Annotated in this window: 21 protein-coding genes and 1 pseudogene; 17 read left to right on the top strand and 5 right to left on the bottom strand. The window is 40.9% G+C overall.

The features are described 5' to 3' along the window. Positions 1 to 191 precede the first annotated feature (191 nt). The 5 genes from G7B20_RS12890 to G7B20_RS12910 all read right to left on the bottom strand — a co-directional run bounded on the left by G7B20_RS12890 (position 192) and on the right by G7B20_RS12910 (position 5,312). Complete coding sequence (locus G7B20_RS12890; protein WP_164111827.1) at positions 192 to 404, bottom strand: hypothetical protein; 213 nt, start codon at positions 402 to 404, stop codon at positions 192 to 194. Positions 405 to 652: 248 nt separating this feature from the next. Continuing rightward, positions 653 to 1,615, bottom strand: coding sequence for a helix-turn-helix transcriptional regulator (locus tag G7B20_RS12895; RefSeq protein ID WP_164111828.1), 963 nt, complete (start codon positions 1,613 to 1,615; stop codon positions 653 to 655). A 70-nt stretch (positions 1,616 to 1,685) separates the two neighbouring features. Continuing rightward, positions 1,686 to 3,401, bottom strand: a complete 1,716-nt coding sequence (locus G7B20_RS12900) for a heme ABC transporter ATP-binding protein (RefSeq protein ID WP_164111829.1) — start codon at positions 3,399 to 3,401, stop codon at positions 1,686 to 1,688. A 15-nt stretch (positions 3,402 to 3,416) separates the two neighbouring features. Next, a complete protein-coding gene (locus tag G7B20_RS12905) occupies positions 3,417 to 4,448 on the bottom strand; it encodes a FecCD family ABC transporter permease (RefSeq protein WP_240466012.1) in 1,032 nt (343 codons plus the stop codon). Between the two features lie 9 nt (positions 4,449 to 4,457). After that, positions 4,458 to 5,312 (bottom strand): hemin ABC transporter substrate-binding protein, encoded by an 855-nt coding sequence (locus G7B20_RS12910; protein ID WP_164111830.1) that lies wholly within the window; start codon positions 5,310 to 5,312, stop codon positions 4,458 to 4,460. Between the two features lie 331 nt (positions 5,313 to 5,643). Here G7B20_RS12910 and G7B20_RS12915 point away from each other — a divergent pair, with 331 nt between their 5' ends. The 17 genes and pseudogenes from G7B20_RS12915 (at position 5,644) to G7B20_RS12990 (ending at position 23,080) form a co-directional block, all read left to right on the top strand. Then, positions 5,644 to 8,016, top strand: coding sequence for a TonB-dependent receptor (locus tag G7B20_RS12915; protein ID WP_240458414.1), 2,373 nt, complete (start codon positions 5,644 to 5,646; stop codon positions 8,014 to 8,016). 46 nt (positions 8,017 to 8,062) lie between these two features. Beyond that, the gene (locus tag G7B20_RS12920; RefSeq protein ID WP_164111831.1) at positions 8,063 to 8,818 is read left to right on the top strand and encodes an HmuY family protein; all 756 of its coding nucleotides are present in this window, start codon (positions 8,063 to 8,065) and stop codon (positions 8,816 to 8,818) included. Between the two features lie 25 nt (positions 8,819 to 8,843). After that, positions 8,844 to 9,068: a hypothetical protein gene (locus tag G7B20_RS12925; RefSeq protein ID WP_164111832.1), complete on the top strand. Its 225-nt coding sequence runs from the start codon at positions 8,844 to 8,846 to the stop codon at positions 9,066 to 9,068. Positions 9,069 to 9,107: 39 nt separating this feature from the next. After that, entirely contained in the window at positions 9,108 to 9,428 is a 321-nt protein-coding gene (locus G7B20_RS12930) for a hypothetical protein (protein ID WP_164111833.1), read from the top strand. A gap of 173 nt (positions 9,429 to 9,601) precedes the next feature. Next, entirely contained in the window at positions 9,602 to 10,165 is a 564-nt protein-coding gene (locus tag G7B20_RS12935; protein ID WP_164111834.1) for a biliverdin-producing heme oxygenase, read from the top strand. 110 nt (positions 10,166 to 10,275) lie between these two features. Next, positions 10,276 to 11,070: a helix-turn-helix domain-containing protein gene (locus tag G7B20_RS12940; protein ID WP_164111835.1), complete on the top strand. Its 795-nt coding sequence runs from the start codon at positions 10,276 to 10,278 to the stop codon at positions 11,068 to 11,070. Between the two features lie 99 nt (positions 11,071 to 11,169). Continuing rightward, entirely contained in the window at positions 11,170 to 11,568 is a 399-nt protein-coding gene (locus G7B20_RS12945) for a RidA family protein (RefSeq protein WP_164111836.1), read from the top strand. Positions 11,569 to 12,014: 446 nt separating this feature from the next. Beyond that, positions 12,015 to 12,425 carry a sigma-70 family RNA polymerase sigma factor gene (locus G7B20_RS12950; RefSeq protein ID WP_240452749.1) on the top strand — a complete coding sequence of 137 codons (411 nt, stop codon included), beginning with the start codon at positions 12,015 to 12,017 and terminating at the stop codon, positions 12,423 to 12,425. A gap of 32 nt (positions 12,426 to 12,457) precedes the next feature. Beyond that, positions 12,458 to 12,760 (top strand): hypothetical protein, encoded by a 303-nt coding sequence (locus G7B20_RS12955; RefSeq protein ID WP_164111837.1) that lies wholly within the window; start codon positions 12,458 to 12,460, stop codon positions 12,758 to 12,760. Between the two features lie 194 nt (positions 12,761 to 12,954). Further along, positions 12,955 to 13,182: a SusD/RagB family nutrient-binding outer membrane lipoprotein gene (locus tag G7B20_RS19620; protein ID WP_262886565.1), complete on the top strand. Its 228-nt coding sequence runs from the start codon at positions 12,955 to 12,957 to the stop codon at positions 13,180 to 13,182. Continuing rightward, positions 13,154 to 14,143 (top strand): annotated as a pseudogene (locus G7B20_RS12960) (SusD/RagB family nutrient-binding outer membrane lipoprotein). The gene G7B20_RS19620 and the pseudogene G7B20_RS12960 overlap by 29 nt, the downstream one beginning before the upstream one ends. A gap of 283 nt (positions 14,144 to 14,426) precedes the next feature. Beyond that, positions 14,427 to 14,639, top strand: a complete 213-nt coding sequence (locus G7B20_RS19785) for a PLDc N-terminal domain-containing protein (protein ID WP_164111838.1) — start codon at positions 14,427 to 14,429, stop codon at positions 14,637 to 14,639. Between the two features lie 289 nt (positions 14,640 to 14,928). After that, positions 14,929 to 15,531: an RNA polymerase sigma factor gene (locus tag G7B20_RS12970; protein ID WP_164111839.1), complete on the top strand. Its 603-nt coding sequence runs from the start codon at positions 14,929 to 14,931 to the stop codon at positions 15,529 to 15,531. Positions 15,532 to 15,608: 77 nt separating this feature from the next. Beyond that, positions 15,609 to 16,736 carry a FecR family protein gene (locus G7B20_RS12975; RefSeq protein WP_164111840.1) on the top strand — a complete coding sequence of 376 codons (1,128 nt, stop codon included), beginning with the start codon at positions 15,609 to 15,611 and terminating at the stop codon, positions 16,734 to 16,736. A 218-nt stretch (positions 16,737 to 16,954) separates the two neighbouring features. Then, positions 16,955 to 20,353: a SusC/RagA family TonB-linked outer membrane protein gene (locus tag G7B20_RS12980; RefSeq protein WP_164111841.1), complete on the top strand. Its 3,399-nt coding sequence runs from the start codon at positions 16,955 to 16,957 to the stop codon at positions 20,351 to 20,353. Positions 20,354 to 20,384: 31 nt separating this feature from the next. Next, a complete protein-coding gene (locus tag G7B20_RS12985; RefSeq protein WP_164111842.1) occupies positions 20,385 to 21,866 on the top strand; it encodes a RagB/SusD family nutrient uptake outer membrane protein in 1,482 nt (493 codons plus the stop codon). A gap of 38 nt (positions 21,867 to 21,904) precedes the next feature. Beyond that, the gene (locus G7B20_RS12990; protein ID WP_164111843.1) at positions 21,905 to 23,080 is read left to right on the top strand and encodes a hypothetical protein; all 1,176 of its coding nucleotides are present in this window, start codon (positions 21,905 to 21,907) and stop codon (positions 23,078 to 23,080) included. The last annotated feature ends 8 nt before the right edge of the window (positions 23,081 to 23,088 follow it).

Here is a 23,088-nt window from a genome sequence, read left to right on the forward strand (position 1 = left end):
CTATCGCGAGTTTTTCCCTAGCGTCGGCCTAATAACAATTTAGAGGAGTCGTCCAGTTAACGAAATATACTATCGTCATAAAGCGTCTATACGGCACTCACCGCCAGGAGCTTATTCAATTGTACAGGATACTCCTTTACGCCTTCATACGTCCTTTCTTTGATATAAGCAAATTCTTTATTCTTATAATACTAAGGTTGAATATGTGTCTCATCCTGTATCAGATCCAGTACTTGGGTAAGTACCGGCAATAGACTCTCTTCGACATAGACATATTCTTCCCCACCAGATGTCTGTAGTAGAACTATTTTGTCGACTACCAGGATCCAATTTCTTTCTATCGGCTTCTGTCCGTAAAGTCTGTCTTGACCATTCTCCACCTGTGGCTTCTGTCCAACAAACAAGTCATCTGTATGACAAGATGTGATACTGAAACTCCAAAAAAGCTGCTACAATACCTACTTGGCTGTATTTTTTTTGGATTTTTTATGTTCATCGATAAGTTTCCATTAGATTTAATGGAAAAGGAAAAAACGATCTATGACTAGCGTTTACTTCCAAAAATCAAAAGTTCCACTGGTCTATAGTTAAAAAAATCACCAAGCTACTATTGATTATATCCCTATGAAGAACATTAAAATAAAGAATAATATCAGGTCTTGAGCTTCCCAGGAGAAATACCATAGTATTTCTTGAAGGCACTGCTAAAGTTATTTTGGTGTCCATAGCCCGTAAGGAATGCGACTTCATAAACAGATAGCTTATCTTCCAGAAGATATGACCTTGCTTTCTCCATACGCACGCGCGTGAGGTAATCGTGTATAGTGACTGAAAAGTACTCTTTAAAATCCTTTCGGAGTTTGCTTTCACTCGTAAGCACTTCACAGGCTAACTCCCGTTGGGTCGGCGGATTAGCAATGCGCTGCTCTAAAATTTGTCTGGCTAGCTCCAGACGTTCGACATCGCTATCGTTGAACTGTGTCGGCACCTGACTGGATCTCTCATTATATTGTTCAAACTGATACATTAACAGTTCGACAATGCGGGATTCGGTATGTAATCGCCTTATTTCGCCTGTCTTTTTCGATTCGATAAGCTCAGAGATCGTGTGTTGCATTTCATAAGTCGCCATTAGGTCATCTTCCGAAAAACTGACATACTCCCCCTTTTCTATAGCAGTAACAAAATCCCGATGTAATACCGAATCTCTTTTAATCAGGTTAAGATAGTAAGCTTTGGAGATAACCGCAATAAAATAATTGTATTCGATACCTTCCTTTACCTCATGGACAGACTGCACGGATGGAATATAGCGTATATTATGTCTGCTCATACCAAATGGCATCTTATCGTCTATCGCTTTATAGAAAATAAACTGACTGGTAATGGCCTCCCCCTCCACCTCAGTATGTACCTGTACGGGTTGTTCAAAATACATACGACTATGTAAAATAAAAAGACCGCTCGTAGATAGTTGAAAATTATGCATACGAACGGGCTTTCGATCTATATCCAAACGCTGTTCTACCAAAGGTTTATCCGGCACATAACTATCCGGAATTTCTTCAATAAAAAGCCATTCATCAAATTCTACTATTTTACTTTTTATCAACATACCCAAGCAATTCCTAGTGCGATAAAGATATCGTTTTTCCTATAACAAAACACTCTTATTTAAATTCTTTCTAAACAACAGAGTTCTTATTACATTTACCTAACACTTCATCCCAATTCTCCTGTATTATAATGTAACTTGCCTGAAGTGTTAGGATAAGATCGTCATAGTTATTAAAAAGCTCGATGACTACCGGACCTTTGAAATGATCATCCTCCCGAGACACGATCCTTCCTATATTTTGCCATACGATTTCCAACTCGAATGTCGGTTCCTTAATGATATATCTACTTCCTTGGTCAATCAGGTTGAACACTACCCCTGTATACGACTGTTCGCATCCTCCATTGAGCAGTTTGATGGACACGGGAGTCTTTTTGGCAGCACATAATGCTAAAATCTTGCGAAATTGACTCATAGATTGATAATATTGATCCTCCTTTGGTTTGGATACTTCTATGGTGCGATCCGAAAAACAGTGCTCCCATCCATTGTCCCCGTTTTCAGTAAGAATCAGGTCTTTCATTCCCTCAGAACGATCTGCATCATTCTGCTCATCGGACAAAGAAATAGCATGTAGCTCCATGCCATTTTTATTAAAAAAACGCAATGCCCTTCCGCTTTCATTTTCGATCAATAGACCTATATGCCAATGGTTAAAAAGAAAAGCTAAGTCAAAATCTCCTGCAAATACTGCCTTTTTTCCGGATTCATAGCTATGTAAGGTATAACCACCAACCAACGTATGCTTGACTCCCTTAGCACCTGAACATATACGTACCTTACCTAAGGTTGGCAATATTTCAGTTAACAGATCAAAATCGGTTCTAAATACTTTCGTGTTATTTCTCTTGTCAAGACGCCAGATTTCAAACTCAGAGATACCGACTTGGCAAGCCAACTCTTCTGCTGACAAATAGGGTGACTTATCAATCAACAAATCTAACGTCCTTTCCGTTGTCATATTTGACTCACTTGTCAATAAGGAATTAAAAACTAATGCATCAAGTACTAGTTCTTCTAGCTTCACATAAGGTTTGAGTGTCTTGGAACTCAGCTCCACAACAGATTCTACAGAAAAGATAGTATAGATATCTTTTGTATTGAGAACTTCTATTGGAGTTCCGTCAAGGAGCTTTCGACCATTCTTCAACATAATTATCCGATCGGCATATATAGCAGCAAAATTGACATCATGTACAATCAATACGACCATAAATCCACGTCGGGCCAATGCCTTGGCAATAGCTAAAACTTTCTGTTGGTACCTCAGATCCAACGCCGATATGGGCTCATCCAATAACAACAAACTATCCTTATTATCCCAGATTTGGGCAAGCACTCGCGCTAGCTGAACGCGTTGTTGCTCACCTCCCGACAAACTCAAAAAAGTACGATCTTCCAATGATTTCACCCCACACAAATTCATCACCTCTTCGACGATCAGTATGTCATTAGCAGATGGACTGGATTTAAAATGAGGATAGCGTCCCATCATCACGATCTCGCTCACCTTGAAGGCCAGTGTCATCTGTTGCTGCTGGCTCAGCATAGCGCGACACCGGGACAGTTCTTTCATGTCATATTGATCCAATGTCTTGCCATTCAACAGCACAGCTCCCTCCGTTGGCTTCTTATCACCACAAAGCACGCCCATCAATGTAGACTTTCCTGCCCCATTAGCACCAAGTATAGCCAATACTTCTCCTTTCCTCATCTGAAAGGAGATATCTTTGAGCAGCCTTCTGCCTTTTATCTCATATGATAGCTTTTCAACACGTAGCATAAGCTGCTTATTTTATTATTTATCCTTTATTAAAATATATAAAAATACAGGTGTTCCCAATAATGCAGTAATCACACCTATGGGCAATTCAATCGGAGCGATCAATACCCGAGAGAGTACATCTGCTAGGGTCAGTACCACCGCTCCCAGTAACATAGATCCTGTGAGTACGTATTTATGGTCTGAACCACCCATTAGACGTATGATATGAGGTACCAGTAGACCCACAAAACCAATGATACCCGATACCGCCACCGAAGCTCCGACAGCTAATGTCGACAACACGATTACCCAAAGCTTTACCCGATCTGTACGCATCCCCAGCAGATCTGCTTGTAACTCCCCTAAAGCAAAAGCATTCAAAGCCTTACCATAAAACGGTAGGACGATGAGCGGAATCGCTATAAAAGGAAGAATTGCCATCACATTGTCCCAGGTAGCACCACCCAAACTCCCTAACATCCAGAAAGTGATAGTTCGCAGCTGTTGTTCGGTCGCCATATAAGTCATCAGCCCTGTTAGCGCTCCAGCAAAAGCATTGATAGCCATACCAGCCAACAACATGGTGGTTACATTGGTCTTACCTTCCTTACGGGCTATCTGATAGACCACAAATGCCGTAAGCCCAGCCCCAAAGAAAGCTCCGAAAGCTAATAAGTAATAACCTAACCATTTGGCAAGACTATGGAATACCAACGTTTCCATAGCAATAATCATCACGGCAAATAAAGACGCTCCGGAAGAGATCCCAATTAGTCCCGGCTCTGCCAATGGATTACGAAATATCCCTTGAATAGCAGCTCCTGATACACCTAGTGCAGCGCCGACCAACAAGCCTAGCAACACTCTCGGCATACGGATTATAAAGAGTACATTGTCATGTGTCACATCAAGACCTATATCTTGAAGCAGACCCAATCTGCTAGCAATAAGACGAAGAATATCGTCGACCGGAATATAATAAGCTCCTAATCCTAGAGCAACTATGGCAATCACCATAGTAACTACAGCCAATACGATTAAAATAATACGCTGCTTTCTCTCCACTGCATCTCCTTATCTTAAATTCATCATATCGACTATCCCCTTGTGTAGTTCCATAACAGCTTCGGGCAGACGTGTACTAAAATTGACAAGTAACGAGGGGTTCATAACCAAAATACGCTTATATTTTCCAGCTTCTGTAATGCGTACTCCTGGTAACTTCAGCATCGCTTCTTTACCACCGATGCTACTTAAGCCAAAATCAAACATTAGGATAATGTCGGGATTCGCATCGACCAGCGATTCGGTGGTATAGGGTTTAAAATCAGAAAATTCCTGAACTGCATTTTTTGCTCCAGCCAATTCAATCATCGCATCCAGACTACTCCCCTTACCCGCTACACTCATCGTCCCTGTACCTCTCGCATATATAAATAGAATCTTTGGTTTTGGCGATCCTTTTCCCTCGTCAACAACCACTTCCAATGTACGATCGAGACTCAATCTCGTCCGTTCTACCACGACTTTGCCCTCGGCCGTTTTTCCAAGTGCATCTGCTATATCCTGAATAAATTTAAATGCTCCCTTGACAGCGTATTCTTGCTTCAGTGCCACAAATTTTATTCCCGATTTACGGATCTGCTGTACAACGGCAGTCGAGACTTCTCCTTCAATCGCTAATACTAAGGTAGGCTTGGAAGCCAATATACCTTCTGCCGAGATCGAACGGTTTTTACTGACACGGGGAAGTGCAGCAGCAGCTTTAGGTGATACACTGGTCACATCTGTTGCTACCACCGAATTACCTAATCCCAAGGCATATACTGTTTCTGTAATCGAACTACTTAACGTAATTACCCGTGCATAATCTGCTTTAACAGCAAGCACACATAGTAAACAAACCCACACAATAACAAATCTTCTCATTTAAATCTATTTTATATCTTCTATTTTTTATGTTCATTCCTAAACAAGTTTATTTGCGACAAAGTCTTTCCTACTCCAAACCTGCTACAAAGCAAATCAATAATAAGTCTAAATACAAATAATTATAATAATGCCGCTTTAACAACAAACCTGCTAAAATCAACCATAAACAACTATAAAACAAATAATTGAAAAAAAATAAAACAGAGATAATAGACTTATTCTGAAACGAATTGAATATAATTTTTGACATTTTTCATAGACGATTATTGAATATGTTTTAGTTCTTTTGTTATACTATTTAGAATTAGTAAAAATAAAAACAACATTCTTGAACAAGCGAATTATACTTTATTTTTTCATTTGTACGCTTTCGGTCACATATGCTTCTTTAACTTATGGACAACAGCGGTTAAGTTTCACTGGAACTATTGTCGATAGCCTAAACAAACCTTTACAAGGTGCTACAATAACCTTATTCCCAGACAATAAAATCTATAAAACCGGCTCAGATGGACTCTTCTGTTTCGACAAGCTCTATGCGGGAAGCTACCGGTTTTCTGTGAGCATGATGGGGTATCAATCTTTGACCGATTCGCTCGATCTGGAAGATACTAATCAATATAGACGTCTCCAGCTCCTAAACCTTTCAAATTCGATAGAAGAGGTAGGTGTCAGTACCAAAATACGTGCGGTAGACAACCTCATAAAGCCTGAACAGGCCGCTATGCCTGTCAAAATCATCACAAAACGTGAAATAGAACTTATGGGGAGCCGTAGACTCGACGAAGTGATGAAAGAGCAAACCGGAGTAGCTATTGTCAATGATATAACAGGAGGTTCGAGAGCTGTGGGTGTACAGATACAGGGCTTCAGCAGCAATTACGTGATGGTACTAGTGGATGGCCAACCTATGCTGGGTCGAACCGGCGGTAGTTTTGATCTCTCCCGCATCTCTGTAACCAATATTGAACGTATCGAGATTATCAAAGGTGCTTCTTCCTGCTTGTATGGTAGCGATGCCTTAGGTGGAGCTATCAACATAGTCACTAGACACGGCGCTTTGACACCTCAGGCTCATGCATCCTTCTTATACGGTACGCTCAACACTATAGACGCTACTTTAGAAGCGGAAACTCCTTTTGTAAATCAACGGGGTAGTGTCGTCGTATCTGGAAATTACTACCGCACCGATGGCTTTAATACAGATAGCAAACATCTCGATAGCAAGAGTACGACCTACCCTCCTTATACAAACTATAGTATACAGGGCAGATCCCGTTATCGCACCAGTAAGAACGGTACCTTAGGATTTGCCGGGCGATTTGCAGCTCGTGAATCCGAGATGATCAATGCTTGGTCCGAACAATCGGCTCTTCAGGACAAACAACGCGATCAAGACATTAATCTATCAGCTAGCTATGACTATAATTTCAAATCTGGTCTACGTAGTATGACACGCTATTATTATTCAAGATTTCATTCGGAGGTTACAGCACAATGGTTACAACAGGGGGGTCTCGCATCCGCCGAAGAATTTGGACAGAATGTACACCGTATCGAACAACAGTTTGCTTATAGTCCTTTGACTCATTTAAAAGTTACAGGTGGCCTAGGCGCCAGCTTAGAGATCATGGACAATCAGTCCCTCGATGAGAAGCGATCTCTTAACAGTGCATTTGTTTACCTTCAGAGCGAATGGAAACCCGTAGATAAGTTGTTCACTACCCTAGGCTTACGATACGATCAGTCCAATGTTTATAATGGTCATCTCAGTCCTAGCTTAGGGCTGCAATACCAGCTTAGCCCCACATTCTTACTTAAAGCGGGTACCGGTGCTGGATTTAAAGCCCCTGATTATAAAATGCGCTATCAGGTATTTTTTAATCCTGCCGCCAATTATCTAGTTGTAGGTACGGAGCGTGTTAATGATATTTTACAGAACATGGATCAAAATGGGGAACTAAGTTATCAAAACACGTATATGTTGAACTTGGTGTCTGGCAATCTCAAGGCAGAGACCAGCCTCTCCAACCATGTTGGCTTTAGCTGGAATCCTTCGTCAAAATTACACACTGATTTTTCCTTATTTTACCACCGTATCAATAATCAAATCAATACGGTAGCAGTAGGAAATGGCACGAACATCGCAAAGATTTATAGTTACCGTAATCTCCCCAAAGCGATAAATAAAGGTTTTGAAGCATCTATAACATATCAGATGACAAAGAACTTACAGTTATCCGCGGGTTATCAATACCTTATTTCAAAAGATCTGAGTGTTCTTGATAGCATCGCAGCTGGAAACTATCCTTACAATCAGATCAATGCCCCTGCTACAGGTGAATACCGAAGAAGTGAAAAATCGGATTATTGGGGTATTGAGGATCGATCCAGACATATGTTCAATCTGAAGGCACAGTATGAATACAGACCATGGGGGCTTCATATCAATACCCGTATAAACTTCAGAAGCAGTACCCCTTTTCAAGAATTTAATGGCAACCAATTTATAGATCGTTATGACATCTTTGTCCCCTACCTCACGCTGGTCAACGTAACCTTCGAAAAAAGCATTATGGACAGAAGGCTTACATTTCGTCTGATCGGTGATAACCTATTCGACTTTACGAGTCGTTATCTACTGGGACAGCCAGGGAGAGTACTCATGAGTGGAATTAGCTACCGCTGGATGAAGAAGTAATCTAAATTATGTCGAAAATGAGTTGTAAAGAAAAGAACTATTAAAAATGAAAACGATAACATTAATCATAGCGGAATGTGCAGTATGGCTTTCTTACCGGAAAATCGGACAATGTCTATTCGCTGTCTCTTTTATCTTTCTTCTAGGCTCATGCGGCAAGGACAAAGATTACAGCATCGGACTGGAAGATGGTAACAGTACCGTCATCAAAGATCTACCCGGCGATGTCGACGCATCCATGAGCGAAGGTACAGACGGCAAGGAAAAACGTCCTTTTCAAACCTTTCTCTTTCGCTTTCGAGACCAAAAGCAGATATGGATCAAAACAAAGAGCGATTCGGCTCAGTGGTTGAAATCAAAAGAATGGGATATAGCATTTACCGGCCCTTACAACTCGGAGATCTTTATTAATAATAGCCACGATCCCTTCAACCCCGGTCATGGCGGAAGTGCAGATTGTACAGCAGTGATCCTGTTAAAACAATCTTATCAAAGTGTAAACCAAGCTCCTTCAGATCAAGAATTTGACGAAAATGAGACTGGCAAAATCGGATGGGCCTCCAATCCTGAATCACTCGGATGGTTTCAGTACAGCATCTCTACACATCTCATGCAGGCACTACCCAATCGTACCTATGCAATACGACTTCCGGATGGAAGATATGCTAAGCTACAACTGATAAACGCTTACAAAGGCAATCCGAGCGCCGTGACCAATATGAACTGGCCAGCCCCCTACTTTACATTTAAATATTATGTACAACAGGACGGAAGTAAAAACTTAGACACAAGAACATTATAGAACAATTTAAAAATTATATAAAACCATGAACAGATTATTTAAAGCGGCAGCACTGTTATGTGCTTTGGTCGTAGGATTTACCTCATGTAGTAAGGATGACGTAAGCCACCAGAAAAAGCTGAGCGATGCTACTGCTACTACAGCAACAGCCACTACACAGCTGCCATCAGGAGTCAAGGTTTATTACGATTTCAAAACAAATTCTAAACAGGAAGAAGACAAAAGTATGATAAACCTTTCAGGCATGTAGGGCTCTACCTTATATAACAGCTCAGCTGGAAATTATAAAATGGCTTATTTTGATAAGGAAAATGTAAGTATAGAAAAGTTGACACTATCTGCGGTGTTAAGTTCAGATATTTCAGCTACAGATAAACTAAATATCGACGCATCCAGTGCAGGAACCCCTGCTACTGGACCAACGTGGATTATCTACAACTTTAAGAACAATCGTGCAGTCTACCCTACACCGAATCAATACATTGTTATGTATAAGGGAGAAAAACTGAACGATAACGCTGATGAGCTTTACATGATCCAAACTGCAGGTATCACTACCATCAATGGTAATGCGACTTACAATCTAAACTTTAAGAAGTTCACAAAATAGTAATTGACAGAATACATAGTCGTGTTTTCGTTGACTCGAAGTTTAAATTAATCGACGATAGCGAAAGATATATACTATCGCTTTTCATACACGATAAATCAAAAATCAGCTTAAAAGGAAAGAAATAAATACGAATCTTTGTATAGGATCGTTGTAAAATAAAACAGAAAACTATGTTAAGTCAAAATATCGAAGAAAGCACGCATGCCGCTCACCAAAAAACAGAGGGTATCGTGGTACGTCAATTGAAAGCAATCCGTTCGGAAGCGGACTATGCGGAAGTCTTAAAAGGATTTTACGCCTATTTCCGCGCTGTAGAAGACAATATTGTTCCTTTCGTAACTACAGCAATATTACCAGATCTTGGTGACCGTCGTAACTCTTCTTATATCAAAAATGATATTGAAGCTCTCGGGGGCAACGTAGATAACCTCCCAGAGGCTACTGCTCCAACCGTGAAAAATGTGTTGGAAGCCCTAAGCTCCTTATACGTACTTGAGGGATCTGTTATGGGAGGCCCTTATATTGTGCAGATGCTCAACAAATATGGTATCGAGCGAGGCACGTCATTTTTCGAAGGCTACGGTGCCAATAGCGGACAGATGTGGGCCGGATTCACTTCCGTATTAAACCAACATGGTGAAAATCCAGAAACACATCAGATAGCTATTGATATGGCCAATCAGACATTTGAACAATTTGGAGAAGTTTTTTCTGGAATACTGTCAACAAATTAATAAGTAATAACATTAAGCAGCTTTAAAAGCTGCTTAATTGTCTAGATCAACCCAATCCAAATTCGATTGCTTATCTTTACCTTGGATCTAGCAAGATAAAGAATAAATTAATGTATTATCAGGAAATATCTCCAATCAAAGCGCTACAACAGCACGTCCGTTACTTTTGGGTATTGGAGGATACGCCGACTTTTAAACAACCTCAGCATTTTAAAATTCTGCCTGATGCTCTACCAGCCTTGATATTTCAGGATCAGCCAAACCAGTTTTTTGATCAAGATGATCAAGCCATGCCTCAGCTATATATCTATGGGCAATTTACACAACATAGCGAACATAAGGTCTCTGGGAAATTCCGGATAATTGGTGCCTTTCTTGAACCTACAGTATTAAAGACCTTATTCCATCTCGACGCCTTTGAATTGAGTAACCAAAACATTGCTTTGGAAGATTTAGTCTCGGACTTGATACTGGAACAACTTGTCAATGCCAGCAGCGCAGCCGAAAAAATAACAATCATATCCAACTTTATACTCGATAGAATTAATCATGCAAAATACCACGATGAAAAAGCGCGGTATGCCTCCTTTCTGATACAAAACGGCAAGACACTCCCTGAAATACAACAGCAAATGAATTTATCGGAACGTTCCTTGGAGAGACTCTCCAAACAATACATTGGAATGTCCCCTAAATTATATGCTAGAATAATGCGATTCCAATCCAGTTTATCGATTTTACGCCACAGTTCATTCCATAATCTGAGCACTGTAGCTTATCAATCCAATTACTTCGACCAATCCCATTTTATCCGAGAATTTAAAACATTTACGGGTAGTAGTCCCCATTTTTTCCTTCAAAACAGCGAAGAAAAGCTACCAAATTTTCCACAATGGAAAAAATAGCGCACAAACTTCAAGCTATCCACAAAGTTTGTCGGTTTTATCCAATTTTGGCAATTATGATATATCTACTTTTGTTCTAAATCATAATTCAGACAATATATGAACAATGTTAAACAAGTACATCGGACTAATCCACTTACTGTCTCGGCACCGGTAGGCAATTATTCGCACGTAACTCGAGTTCCAAAAAATGCGGACATCTACACTTTCTCCGGTCAGATTGGAACGGATCTGCAAGGACGTATTCCTGCAGACTTCAATCAGCAAGTAAGAAACACCTTTACTAACATCAAGGCACTTCTTGAAAGTCAAGACTTAACTAGTAGAGATATAATCAAAGTAAACATCTGGGCCACGAGAGAAATAGACTGGAACTATTTTGACATGATATGGAATGCGTTTTTTGTAGGAGACAATCCTTCCATGACGATCGCCTACATCACTGCACTGGGATTACCCGAAATCGACTTAGAAATAGAAATCTGGGCCGCCAAGTAAACATACCGCCTGTATTCCTAGAAAGAAAACAGGCGGTGTTGTCAATCAATTATAAAACCTCTAATAAAAATTAGAAAAACCTTTATCGCTAAGCAGACAAACGGAAAAAAGTCGCTATTTATGGCGACAAATTTTCTAGAAGCAGAATACAACCCCTCTTCTATTTCAAAATAAAATTTAAGCTAATAAATTTAAAGTTGCTAACTTAAAACATACCAATTTACACAAAGTTCATATAAAATTAATCCGTGCGCGTCATCGAAAAACAGTTCTTATGCCTAATTTCGGCAAACATTCACTGTCTAGAAACATGAGTGAAAATGACGCTATAACAGTAACATATTTTCAAGACATATTTCTGATTTGGAACAGAAAGGTCTATCATTATTCGCTATCCAAGACGGGTTCTACTTTTAATTGCCGAAGAGACCGTACAACGCAAATTTATCAAAATTTGGAATAATTTATATCATAAAAAGATTGACATAGAAGTCGAAGCCCAACTCTTTTGTATTGCCAAAAGCGTGTTATTGGACATCGTAAAAGAAGAACGTCGTAGACAGTGCCCCTCACTCGATTCCGACTACCCTATGGCACACGACGACACTCCGTCAGCGATATACTGCGTCAAAGAATTAGAACAGCAACTAGATGGTATCATCGATAAGATGCCCAAAGTTCGAAGAACTATATTCCGAATGAGTAGGGATGAGAACATGAGTTACAAAGAGATCGCACAACAATTATCAATTTCACCCAAGACTGTCGAAAATCATATTTCCCTCGCCCTACAAACTTTAAATAAGGCTTTTTATCACTTTCTTCTACAATTTATAATTATTTTCATTTTCTTTTAGGGGTATTGGAAATTTGCGTCGTATTCTATACGATGAAGATAACCAAACAACTCGTAGACCGCTATTTAAAAGGCGAATGTACCGCTCATGAGGCTGCTACTATCGAAAGTCATTTGGAAAAAAAACCGACAGCACTGGACGATTTCTTCCCCAAAGCTGAGTGGTATAACAGTCCTATCGATAAATTCTACGAAGGACAAGATGAAGCCTATCAACATTTGGCACGACAGATCCACCCAAGGCCAAAAATACCGATGCGATATTTACAAGCAACAGCTCCTGCACCAAAGATTTCGAGCGACTCAATACTCCCCCTACCTCGGTCACTACGGTAGATCTCGCGCTTTTATTATCCCGCATCCTTCGTGATTGTACATTTCAAGAGTCCGGTGAACTTGCTAATAGTAAATTCGGATCCTGGATACAGCATTGGGCAGGCGGACCAGTTGTTCCGGCTTCGCGGTATTTTGAACGACCTGAAAATTCGATCTGAAGCCAACATTTTTAGCTCCTCCGCAACATCAGTCAGATCAAACAGGAACTCAAAGGGCTAAAAAATGATCCCACAGGACATAGCAAGATAGCTATTGCCGAAATCTACGAAGTGTATCTGTACCAACGTCTCACCGACCTCTTTGGCGACATTCCCTTCTCCGGAGTCACCCAAAATAGCGAAGCTATCAATCGTACACCCAAATTTGATAAACAAGAAGATATCTACCCCCGTATTGGTACAACCTCTAAATCAGTCACTTGACAGACTTACAACCGGTGATATCAGTTATGGTACAGCCGATTTTTTCTATGGTGGTAATATCGACAAGTGGAAAAAATTCGGTAACTCGCTCAAGCTTCGTATTGACATGCGTATCCGCTATGCTAATGCTAGCCTAGCCCAACAGACCGTAACGTCGGCCTTATCGTCCAGTTACGGATTACTAGCCAGTAATTCAGACAATGCTGCCGTAGCAACCTTTAACAATGCGCAAGCCGAAAACCAAAATCCAATTTTGCGTCAATTTACTACGGGCAGTGCCGATCTACGCTACCTAACCAATACGTTGATCGACAAGTTAAAAGCTTATGACAATCCACGCCTTTCTTTATTGGCTCATCCGATCACGATGAGGGGATCTACTACCTACCAAGGTATAGGAGTCGCACTTACCGACAATCAGCTATCACAACTCGTCCGGGCAAACTACTCCACTGCCAATAGAAACACCTGGTTCAGTTTGACTTTTGCACCTATTCCAAGCTACGCACTGACCTATTCGGATATCTGTTTTTAAAAAGCAGAAGCCGCGCTGCTAGGTTGGGGATCCACTAAGCGTCAAGCGCACGGCCTATTTGTAGATGGGGTAAAAGCTGCTTTTGCATTGCCTCCCTACAATCTATCCACGCTACCTGTCGCCTATGAGCAAGGCACTTTAAGTTTTACCAACCTAATCGATGCCGAGAAGATGGAGAAGATATGCACGCAGAAATGGATACATCTTTTCGGTCGTAATATGGAGGCATTTGCCGAATGGCGTAGAATGGGGTATCCGCAGCTTACACCAGGACCAAATCCTGGTTCTACAAACGGACAGATTCCTAGACGTGGGATCAACTCCAGCGAAGACCCGGAGTTGAATCAAGCTAATTACAAGGAAGCTGTGAGCCGCATGAGCAATAGCGATTCTTTTCTCTCCAAAGTATGGTGGGATAAAAGATAAGATTGATGTTGAAGGGTCTGTCCAAAAAGGTTAGATAGCCCCTTTTATTACTTCGAACGAATTAATCCCCTGTACGTTAACACCCTGCGTCTTAAACTTATTAAAATATCCATAAAAATCTTTTAAACGCCTATATATACAACAAAAAAGCATTGACACAAAAAAACTATCTTGTACTCCTAATCACCAATCCATTGATCAATTCCGGTTTCCCGTACTTCCATTGAGATCTAAACATTACCTTTGTCGGTCAATATCTTACATTTTAAAAATAATTTTAAAAATGGATATACTATTCATTTACTCTATAGCGCTTTTCGCCCTATTTACTTCCCTGTTGTGTTTTTTTATATACACCGTGTATCATGCCATAAACAACACCAAACTCTATAGTACACAACGCTTACTCTGGATACTGATCATACTCCTAGCTACAATCTTCGGATGGATTGCCTATTGGACCTTTGGCAGGAATGGCAGCAACAGATCAAAATAATTGCAATTAACCACTTCCTTAGTCGCTCTTTTTACAAGCTCACCTCCCGATCCGCTCGAGACCTGATGTATAAAGCCTTCTTTAGTCCCTCAATTCCGAACGCCTTTGACAGTATCTCCCTAACTTTCTTCACTTATTTCAAAGACCGACACCATTTGGTCGACAACATTCCAATTAATACTATTTTGGTAAAAAATATTTAACTTAGCCGACTAATAATATCTAACCACAACATACCCCAAAGCGATGGATGCTACAGAATGCGATGAACAGGGATTTGGAAAAATTTATGAATACAAATAGGTACGAAAAGATATCCGATCAGGAACTCATCCTTCTGCTGAAAATGAAGAATGAGGGCGCGTATACGGAGATCTATGTCAGACACTGGCACAGTCTATACTTACATGCTTATAAGATCTTAGAGAATGAGGAGGAGGCAAAAGACGTGATCCAGGAGTTATTCATCACCCTTTGGGATAAGTCCGATCATCTCGAGATCAAGACCAATCTAAGAGCGTATCTCTATGTATCAGCAAGGCACCGAATACTCAATCGTATCCGAAAAAACAAAATAGGAACGGCATTCATTGACACTATAGCCGAATCGCTAAACGACATAGACAACAGTACGATAGAAGCCATAAGCGAACGCGAATTGATGACTATCATTGATGAAGAAATAAATCTATTGCCTCCCCGGATGAAACAGGTGTTTGAAATGAGTCGGAAGGAGATGATGAGCAACAAAGAGATCGCCGCCAGGCTAGGCACTTCAGAATCTACAATAAAAAAACAAATATCCAACTCTATCAAGCAGTTACGAACAAACCTAGACAAATACAGCCTGTCTCTTGGGATAGTTCTTTCCGAAATCGTCCGCAAGCTTTAGCTGTATTCTAGTTTTATTTTACTGTGGGGTACTCCCTCTCTTGCTGTCAAGTGTCCTTATAGTGACTAACTATAATTATGCAAGAAAAAAAGCAACTAGCCAAAGAACTATTTGATCGATATCTTTCAGAAAACTGTACCGAACAAGAGCGCAATCTTATCGAGCGGACTTATGTTAAAAAAACACAAGACAAAAGGTTAAATGACGATCATCTAGATATAATCCGTATAGGTCAAGAAAGTTGGTGTTATATCGCAGAAGTAACACTAAAGCCAAAAAATTCACGTATAGCAACGTGGAAAAAGATATTCGCAGCGGCCTCTCTGCTCGCTGTAATCGGTTTGGTAATACACAAGTACCAACAGCCCACCCCTGCTATCCAAAGTAACAGAGTAGCAGCGCCCATAGCCATAGTTCCAGGTGGCAATAAAGCTACCCTAACACTAGCCGATGGTAGTACAATAGTACTAAATTCGGATCAGAGCGGCATCGTTCTTTCTGAAAACTCCGTCAATTACAATGACGGAAGTGTAGTGCCACAAATCTCCGACCTACCGGGACAATCTCCACAAATACTCACCCTTAGCACCCCTCGTGGCGGGCAGTATCAACTGGTATTATCAGATGGTACACGAGTTTGGCTCAATGCCGCTTCATCTCTCCGGTATCCAACTCAATTTGCAGCAGACCGTAGAACCATCGAACTAGTAGGCGAAGCCTATTTTGAAGTTAGCCCAGACAAAGCCCGTCCATTTATGGTGAAGACCGATATGGGTGAAATAAAAGTACTTGGTACCCACTTCAATGTAATGGCTTACCCCAATACCGAATCTATATTCAGAACGACATTATTCGAAGGAGCAGTAACCGTATCCAACAACCTGCATACTAAAACGTTAGCACCTGGACAGCAGCTCCGAATCATAGATGGACGTATGAGTATATCCTCAGATATAGATCTAGAAGAGATTATCGCCTGGAAAAACGGCTATTTCAAGTTTAATGAAAATTTGGAAAGTATAATGATGAAACTGTCACGCTGGTATGACTTCGAGATCGTTTATGAAACAAAGCCAGACCCTAACATGACATATTTTGGCAAGATATCACGAGATAAGCATATAGATGAAATATTCGGCATCCTAGAATCAACCGGGAATGTACATTTAAAAATTAAAGGAAGGAGTGTTATCGTTATGAAATAATTTCAACAATCGAATACAGGTGGACTCTTCAATGATACCAAGGGTGCTTCCAACACCCCTGGCTAAAGACCTGGGCCTACCCTTCCCATATAAAATGGGAAAAACTAAAAATAGACTATATATTAAAGATAAAACCCAAGTAATCCAAAATTATGAATTTTAAACCACTAATTAGGTGTGACAGGAGGAATCAAGGCCTAATTAAATTTATGTTGACAATGAAGTTAATTCTTTTTTTTCTAACAACAGCCTTATTTCAGGTCAGCGCAAATACATATGCGCAAAAAATCAACCTTAACAAGACCAACGAATCACTGGAGTCAGTGATTACTGAAATCGGTAAACAAAGTGGATATGACTTCTTCTATAATAAGCAATTATTAAAGAAGGCAAAGCCTGTCTCCATCTACAGCAACAATATGTCATTGCCCGATGTGTTAGAACACTGTTTTAAAGATCAGCCTTTAAATTATGAAATAAAGAGCAAAACCATAATTTTAACAGCCAAAAGTACCCCTACACAATCATATCAGCGTATTACTGGGACTGTATACAACCGAACAGATGGCAGTGTGATACTTGGCGCTACGATCAAAGTCAAAGGGACTAATATCACCACCCAGTCCGATGCCAGTGGAAATTTTGTGTTAAACACTTTGCCCCCTGATGCCGTCCTAGTCATTACATCTGTAGGGTACAAAACTCAGGAAATTACAGTCAGGAAGTACGAACACTTTTCAGTAAGAATGGAGCAAGTTGAAGAAAGCCTTGACCAAGTAGTAGTCACCGGTTACCAACAGGTCAACAGACAGCGCATGACGGGTACTGTATCGACCATCAAAGCGGCCGATATCCAAGGCAAAGGCTTCACCAGTATTGATGACATATTGATCGGAACAGTCTCCGGATTGAACGCCACCCCTAGCGGTCGTCCGGGCCAAGACTCAAGGATTCAGATACGTGGGGTCAATTCTTTGACCGGAAATACCGAACCTATCTGGATCGTAGATGGTATGCCTATGCAAGGAGAGATACCTAGTATCCGTTCCGGATCAACAGATTTACAGACCACTATATTTACGACAGGTATCGGAAATTTAGCTCCCGATGATATCGCATCTATCACTATTCTGAAAGATGCAGCTGCAACGGCGATTTATGGAGCCCGTGCCGCCAACGGCGTGATTGTCGTAACGACCAAATCAGGCACAGTCGGCAAAACCCGGTTTACAGGCTCCTTGAATTATGGCGTGACGGCAGCCCCGATTAACAATATCAGCATGATGAACTCGTACCAAAAAATCCAATTTGAGCGCGAAATCCATAATGACCTAAATGCGAGCAAAACAGGACGCGTCAGCGAACTTTTAAGACAAAGTGATCTCGGTGTCATTAGCAGTGCCCACGCCGAGCAGCAAATAGCCGAACTCGCAAAGACAAACACAGACTGGTTTAAAGAGATATTCAGTCCTGCTAGAAACACCCAACTCGGTTTCAGCATGTCTGGTGGTTCCGAAAAAACACAACACTACCTATCCGTAAACCATCTACAGGAAGAAGGCATACAGCCCAATAATAAGTTTGACCGTACCGGGATGAGCATTAAATTGACACATGATCCCAGCGATAAGATTAGAATTACGGGTAGCTTGGCCTCTACATTAAAAAATGACCGTAGCTCTGCAAGTGCTATTAACCCATTGAACTATGCAATGTTTGCCAATCCTTACGAAAAATTATACAATGCAGACGGAAGCTATGCATACGATCAAAGTTACGACATGACCCTTAGCAACTTGCGCCCAGGCTTGGCTTGGCCCAAGTTCAATATATTGGATGATTTAAACCGCAATACCAGTACAAGCAGGTATATCGACGCCGATGTATCGTTAAAATTGGAGTACGAAATCTCCCCCGGCCTACAATTTATCACACATGGCACGTACAACGTAAATTCAAACAACAGCCGTGTGGCCGAAGGTGAACAGACCTACACCAATTTTATCCGCAATTGGTTTACCTACAATGGCGAGACAGCGCCACAGTATGTACGTGGTTCATTGAATGAAGGGACCGCCTACTCCGATGGCTATACTTTTCGCAATACCTTGCAATACAGTAAATCCTTTCAGGAGAAACACTTTTTGACCCTCTTTGGAGGACAGGAAATCACCTCGAGAACAGCATATAACTCCTTCAACTACTCCCCTATATTCGATGGAGACCACCGTATCATAGGATTTCCAGAGATGGGCGGGGTCAATCCAGAATCCATCAAATACAGCGATCTAGGTGGTACAGGAAAGATCATCAACAAATTGACATCCTTTTTTGCTAACGCGTCATATTCCTATGCGGACCGCTATATATTGACCGGAGCAATACGTTATGATGGATCAGATATCATTGGCAACAAAAATCAGTTTACGCCACTTTGGAACATCGGTGGTCGCTGGAACCTACATAACGAGCACTTCTTCCAAAACATAGACATTATCAATGAATTATCTCTACGCGCAGGATTTGGTTATACTGGAAGCATCGATAAAAATGCATTCCCGTTTGTGGTTATGCGACTGGGACAAAGCGTAATTTATGATGGACAGACCGTTCCTAGCAGCTTTATTTTTGCCAATCCCAATGTCAAGTGGCAGACCAAACAAGATATAAACTTCGGTGCTAACATAGCTGCCTTTGATCGCCGTATCGAGCTTGGGGTCAATTACTATCACAACACCACACAAGATGTATTAGATAAGCGTGCCCTACCGCTATCTTCGGGAAGAGATGACGCCATCGAGAATGTGGCTGATATCTTAAACAGAGGACTGGAGATCGATCTAGGCGCTACACTGATTCGCAAAAAAGACCTTCAATGGTTTGTACGAGGAAATGTAGCTTTCAATACCAACAGACTTTCAAAAACTTACTACACCTCTCTAGAAAATCTACCGCTGCGGACACCTTCCAATGGACGCGAGTTTGTCGAAGGTTATTCCGTAGGAAGTTGGTTCGGTTATCAGTTTGCTGGCGTAAACCCCGCAAATGGACACACCATGATATACGATAGAGAAGGGGCATTATTTGATATGGAATTGTTAAGAAATGTCACGCTTAATCTCCCTGCTCCTGCAGCAAGCCACCTTGGCAATCAACATCCGCCAATAGTGGGTGGATTCGGTACATCGGTAAACTGGAAGCAGTTTCTATTCAGTACTAACTTCGAGTTTAAAGTAGGTCATAAAATACGTTCATTCAATACCTTCCAAACGTTAAACTCGAAAAACAGACATACTAATGATATTTATCATTGGAGACAACCTGGCGATCACACCAATGTACCGGAGATTGGGACAATCAACAATGCATTCAATCGCTATATGTATGATGTACAGCTTGAAAAAGGGAATTACCTACGTGCCAGTGTTGTTACACTAGGCTATAATATCAAGCCAGACCTTCTCAAAAAATGGGGATTCAACACCGCGAGAATCAGTCTCAATGGCAGGAACCTATTCACCCTATCCAGTTATGCAGGTATAGATCCATCTTTAATGGGCGAATTCAATTACCCTGTCACACGTCAATACACGGCTACATTAAATATAGGCTTCTAAATTAGCAACGTTTGATTAACACGAAATGAAGATGAAAACAATAAATCACCTAATTATCAAAAATAAGATAAAATCAGGCATTGGTTTTCTGATGATTATTATACTAAGTTTAAGTACTTCTTGCGAAAAATACCTCGAAGTAGAACCGACGAATGTATTAGCCATCAAAACCTACGACGATGTCAAAGCACTTATGGGATCCTATCTCAAAGGCTTTGTAACCATGAACCATACTTTGGCTGGAACCACTATTCCTTACAAAAACAATACGGCAAAGATGGTCTTCCAGTTTTATAGTGACGACTTGGACTACGAGCGCTACTTAACCAATCCCTTTGGCCGGAATAACCGTGCGATATTTAATAACAGTCTGAACTGGCAAGAACCTACTTCTCCTGGTATTATATGGAAAGAATATTATAAGAATATCGGTTTTTTCAATACCATCCTCACCGAACTGGGACGTCTAAAGAATATCAGTCAGGATGAATACAATCTGATCGCTGGCGAAGCAAAGGTACTTCGAGCAAGATACCTATTTAAGCTGATGCAGTATTTCGCTCCTTATCAAGTAGCCGAACTGGGACTCCCGATAAACCTGGACGCCGAAGCTGTCGGAAACTACGAGTCCAACCGTAAGACACAGGCCGAGACCTACAACATCATTATAGCCGAGCTCAATGAAGTATTGAACTACAGCACAGCTCCCAAAGATAGCTATTCGATTTACTACGACAAAAAGATAATAAATGCTATACTTGCCCAGGTCTATCATTACAAAGGCGGTTCTGCAGCTGGTGTTAGCGGAGATTACGATCTAGCCATTGCCCACGCTAAGAAAGCCATGGAAGGCAGACAGCTGGAGACGCTTGACAACTACGACCCTATGTCGTCCTCGAGTGGGACAGGATTCTACAAAGATCAGCCATTTGCTCTGATGGTACATGTTTACTCCACTCCTAGCAAAGGATTACAAAGTATCATAGGTATCCCCATGTATGGAGCAAGTACAATTATGTATTCGACACAACAGCTTTATGAACTATACGATGAGAAGGATATACGCAAAACCTACTTTTTTAATGACAAGAAAGGTATCACCAAGTTTGAGCACCCAGATTCCTATGGCCTTGACATGAACTTTATTTTCAGAATGGCAGAACTCCATCTTATTATAGCGGAGTCTTATGCGCGCAAAGGCGATGCTACTGAAGCTAAAAGCTGGTACGAAAATTTCATGAAAACTCGTGTACAAGACTATCAATATAAGGGCGAAGATGTATTAAGTGCAATCATGACTGAACGCAGAAAAGAATTTTGCTTTGAAGATGACATGCGCTGGCTAGACCTGACCCGTACCCAAAAAGGATGGCAGCGAAAAGCATTAGACAAAAACGACAACAGTATGTACACCTTAGCAGATGGAGATCACCGTTTTTGTTTTCCCATCCCATTAGAAGAGGAACTACAGTACAATAAAATCCAGCAGAATCCAGGTTGGGGCAATCTGTAAATCAAATTTGTATGTACACTATTTTTAATTTAGAAAACATGAAAAAAATTGCCACGTTCATCGTGCTCGCCACAACATTATATTCCTGTAAGAAAGAGGCTTTCACCTCATACCTCGAATCGGCAGGACCAGAAAAGATCATCGAAGTACAGTTACATCCCAACTCTCCCGTCCTGATCGCCGATGGTCAGGCTGCACTTACATTCAAAGTAAAAGCTTTTATGGAGATTATCGATAGTGAAGGTAAAAAAGATACCGTAGCCTTTAACATCGACAAGCTAAAACCCGAACAAATCGAGATCACTAGTTCAAAAAATGAGCGTATCGAAGGGACAGTTTACAAAACCAGTCAAATAGACAATGGATCCATCAGCTTTACGGCCAACATTGGTAGTATAACAAGTAAGCCCGTAGCCGTAAAATTGGTCAATAAACCCACGAACAATTTTACGAACATCACTGTACCCATCAATTTTCACATATTGCATACACCTGCGCAAATGGATATGGCCAATGGTATTTCCACAGAATTTTTACAGGGAATGGTCGATCGGCTGAACAAGGTATTTTCCAATACTCATTCCCCAAATCCTGTTGGTGTCGATTCTAAAATAAAATTTGTCCTCAAACAACGGATTGTTAAAAATGTGGGTGTACTGACTCCGCCTGAGGTAAATAAGTATATTCTGACAAATTCTGTCACAGAACCACTGAAAACCCTTAATGTCTGGTTGTGCAACACCAATACATCGACATACACTACACTACCTGCTTACAAGAGCAATACTACAGCCACTATTGAAGGGCTAAACTTGACCTATTCAGCAGATCCGTCAAAAATCACTTTTACCAATCCAATTCAGGCAGGTATTATGTTAAATATTAATAATATCTTTAATATCGCAGGTGGCGAAAGCCCACGTATTGAAAATGTTATAGGACAGTTTTTTGGTCTTTTACCGACCAAACAAAGCGGGGCAACACTCCCTGTTGGCAAAGAAGATGTAGATTTCTGCAGCGATACCTATACCTACCAGGTTTCGTCCATCAGACCTGAGAAATGGACGGTTACTTCGGCCAGTAGCCCTACTAAAATCTATTACGACTCCTTCAATATTATGGACGAGACGACTGCCTCTTCTACGGTCAGTTACGAGCAGGTATTACGCATCCGTAAAGTCATTGCAAACTGCCCATTACGACAATTTAATTAAACAGACTA

This window comes from Sphingobacterium sp. xlx-96 (assembly GCF_011007365.1).
Taxonomy (GTDB): Bacteria; Bacteroidota; Bacteroidia; order Sphingobacteriales; family Sphingobacteriaceae; genus Sphingobacterium; species Sphingobacterium luzhongxinii.

Coding starts and splice junctions, on each gene's coding strand:
- G7B20_RS12895 (WP_164111828.1), bottom strand. CDS start 1,615: ATGTTGATAAAAAGTAAAATAGTAGAATTTGATGAATGGCTTTTTATT.
- G7B20_RS12900 (WP_164111829.1), bottom strand. CDS start 3,401: ATGCTACGTGTTGAAAAGCTATCATATGAGATAAAAGGCAGAAGGCTG.
- G7B20_RS12910 (WP_164111830.1), bottom strand. CDS start 5,312: ATGAGAAGATTTGTTATTGTGTGGGTTTGTTTACTATGTGTGCTTGCT.
- G7B20_RS12920 (WP_164111831.1), top strand. CDS start 8,063: ATGAAAACGATAACATTAATCATAGCGGAATGTGCAGTATGGCTTTCT.
- G7B20_RS12925 (WP_164111832.1), top strand. CDS start 8,844: ATGAACAGATTATTTAAAGCGGCAGCACTGTTATGTGCTTTGGTCGTA.
- G7B20_RS12930 (WP_164111833.1), top strand. CDS start 9,108: ATGGCTTATTTTGATAAGGAAAATGTAAGTATAGAAAAGTTGACACTA.
- G7B20_RS12935 (WP_164111834.1), top strand. CDS start 9,602: ATGTTAAGTCAAAATATCGAAGAAAGCACGCATGCCGCTCACCAAAAA.
- G7B20_RS12940 (WP_164111835.1), top strand. CDS start 10,276: ATGTATTATCAGGAAATATCTCCAATCAAAGCGCTACAACAGCACGTC.
- G7B20_RS12945 (WP_164111836.1), top strand. CDS start 11,170: ATGAACAATGTTAAACAAGTACATCGGACTAATCCACTTACTGTCTCG.
- G7B20_RS12955 (WP_164111837.1), top strand. CDS start 12,458: ATGAAGATAACCAAACAACTCGTAGACCGCTATTTAAAAGGCGAATGT.
- G7B20_RS19785 (WP_164111838.1), top strand. CDS start 14,427: ATGGATATACTATTCATTTACTCTATAGCGCTTTTCGCCCTATTTACT.
- G7B20_RS12970 (WP_164111839.1), top strand. CDS start 14,929: ATGAATACAAATAGGTACGAAAAGATATCCGATCAGGAACTCATCCTT.
- G7B20_RS12975 (WP_164111840.1), top strand. CDS start 15,609: ATGCAAGAAAAAAAGCAACTAGCCAAAGAACTATTTGATCGATATCTT.
- G7B20_RS12980 (WP_164111841.1), top strand. CDS start 16,955: ATGAAGTTAATTCTTTTTTTTCTAACAACAGCCTTATTTCAGGTCAGC.
- G7B20_RS12985 (WP_164111842.1), top strand. CDS start 20,385: ATGAAAACAATAAATCACCTAATTATCAAAAATAAGATAAAATCAGGC.
- G7B20_RS12990 (WP_164111843.1), top strand. CDS start 21,905: ATGAAAAAAATTGCCACGTTCATCGTGCTCGCCACAACATTATATTCC.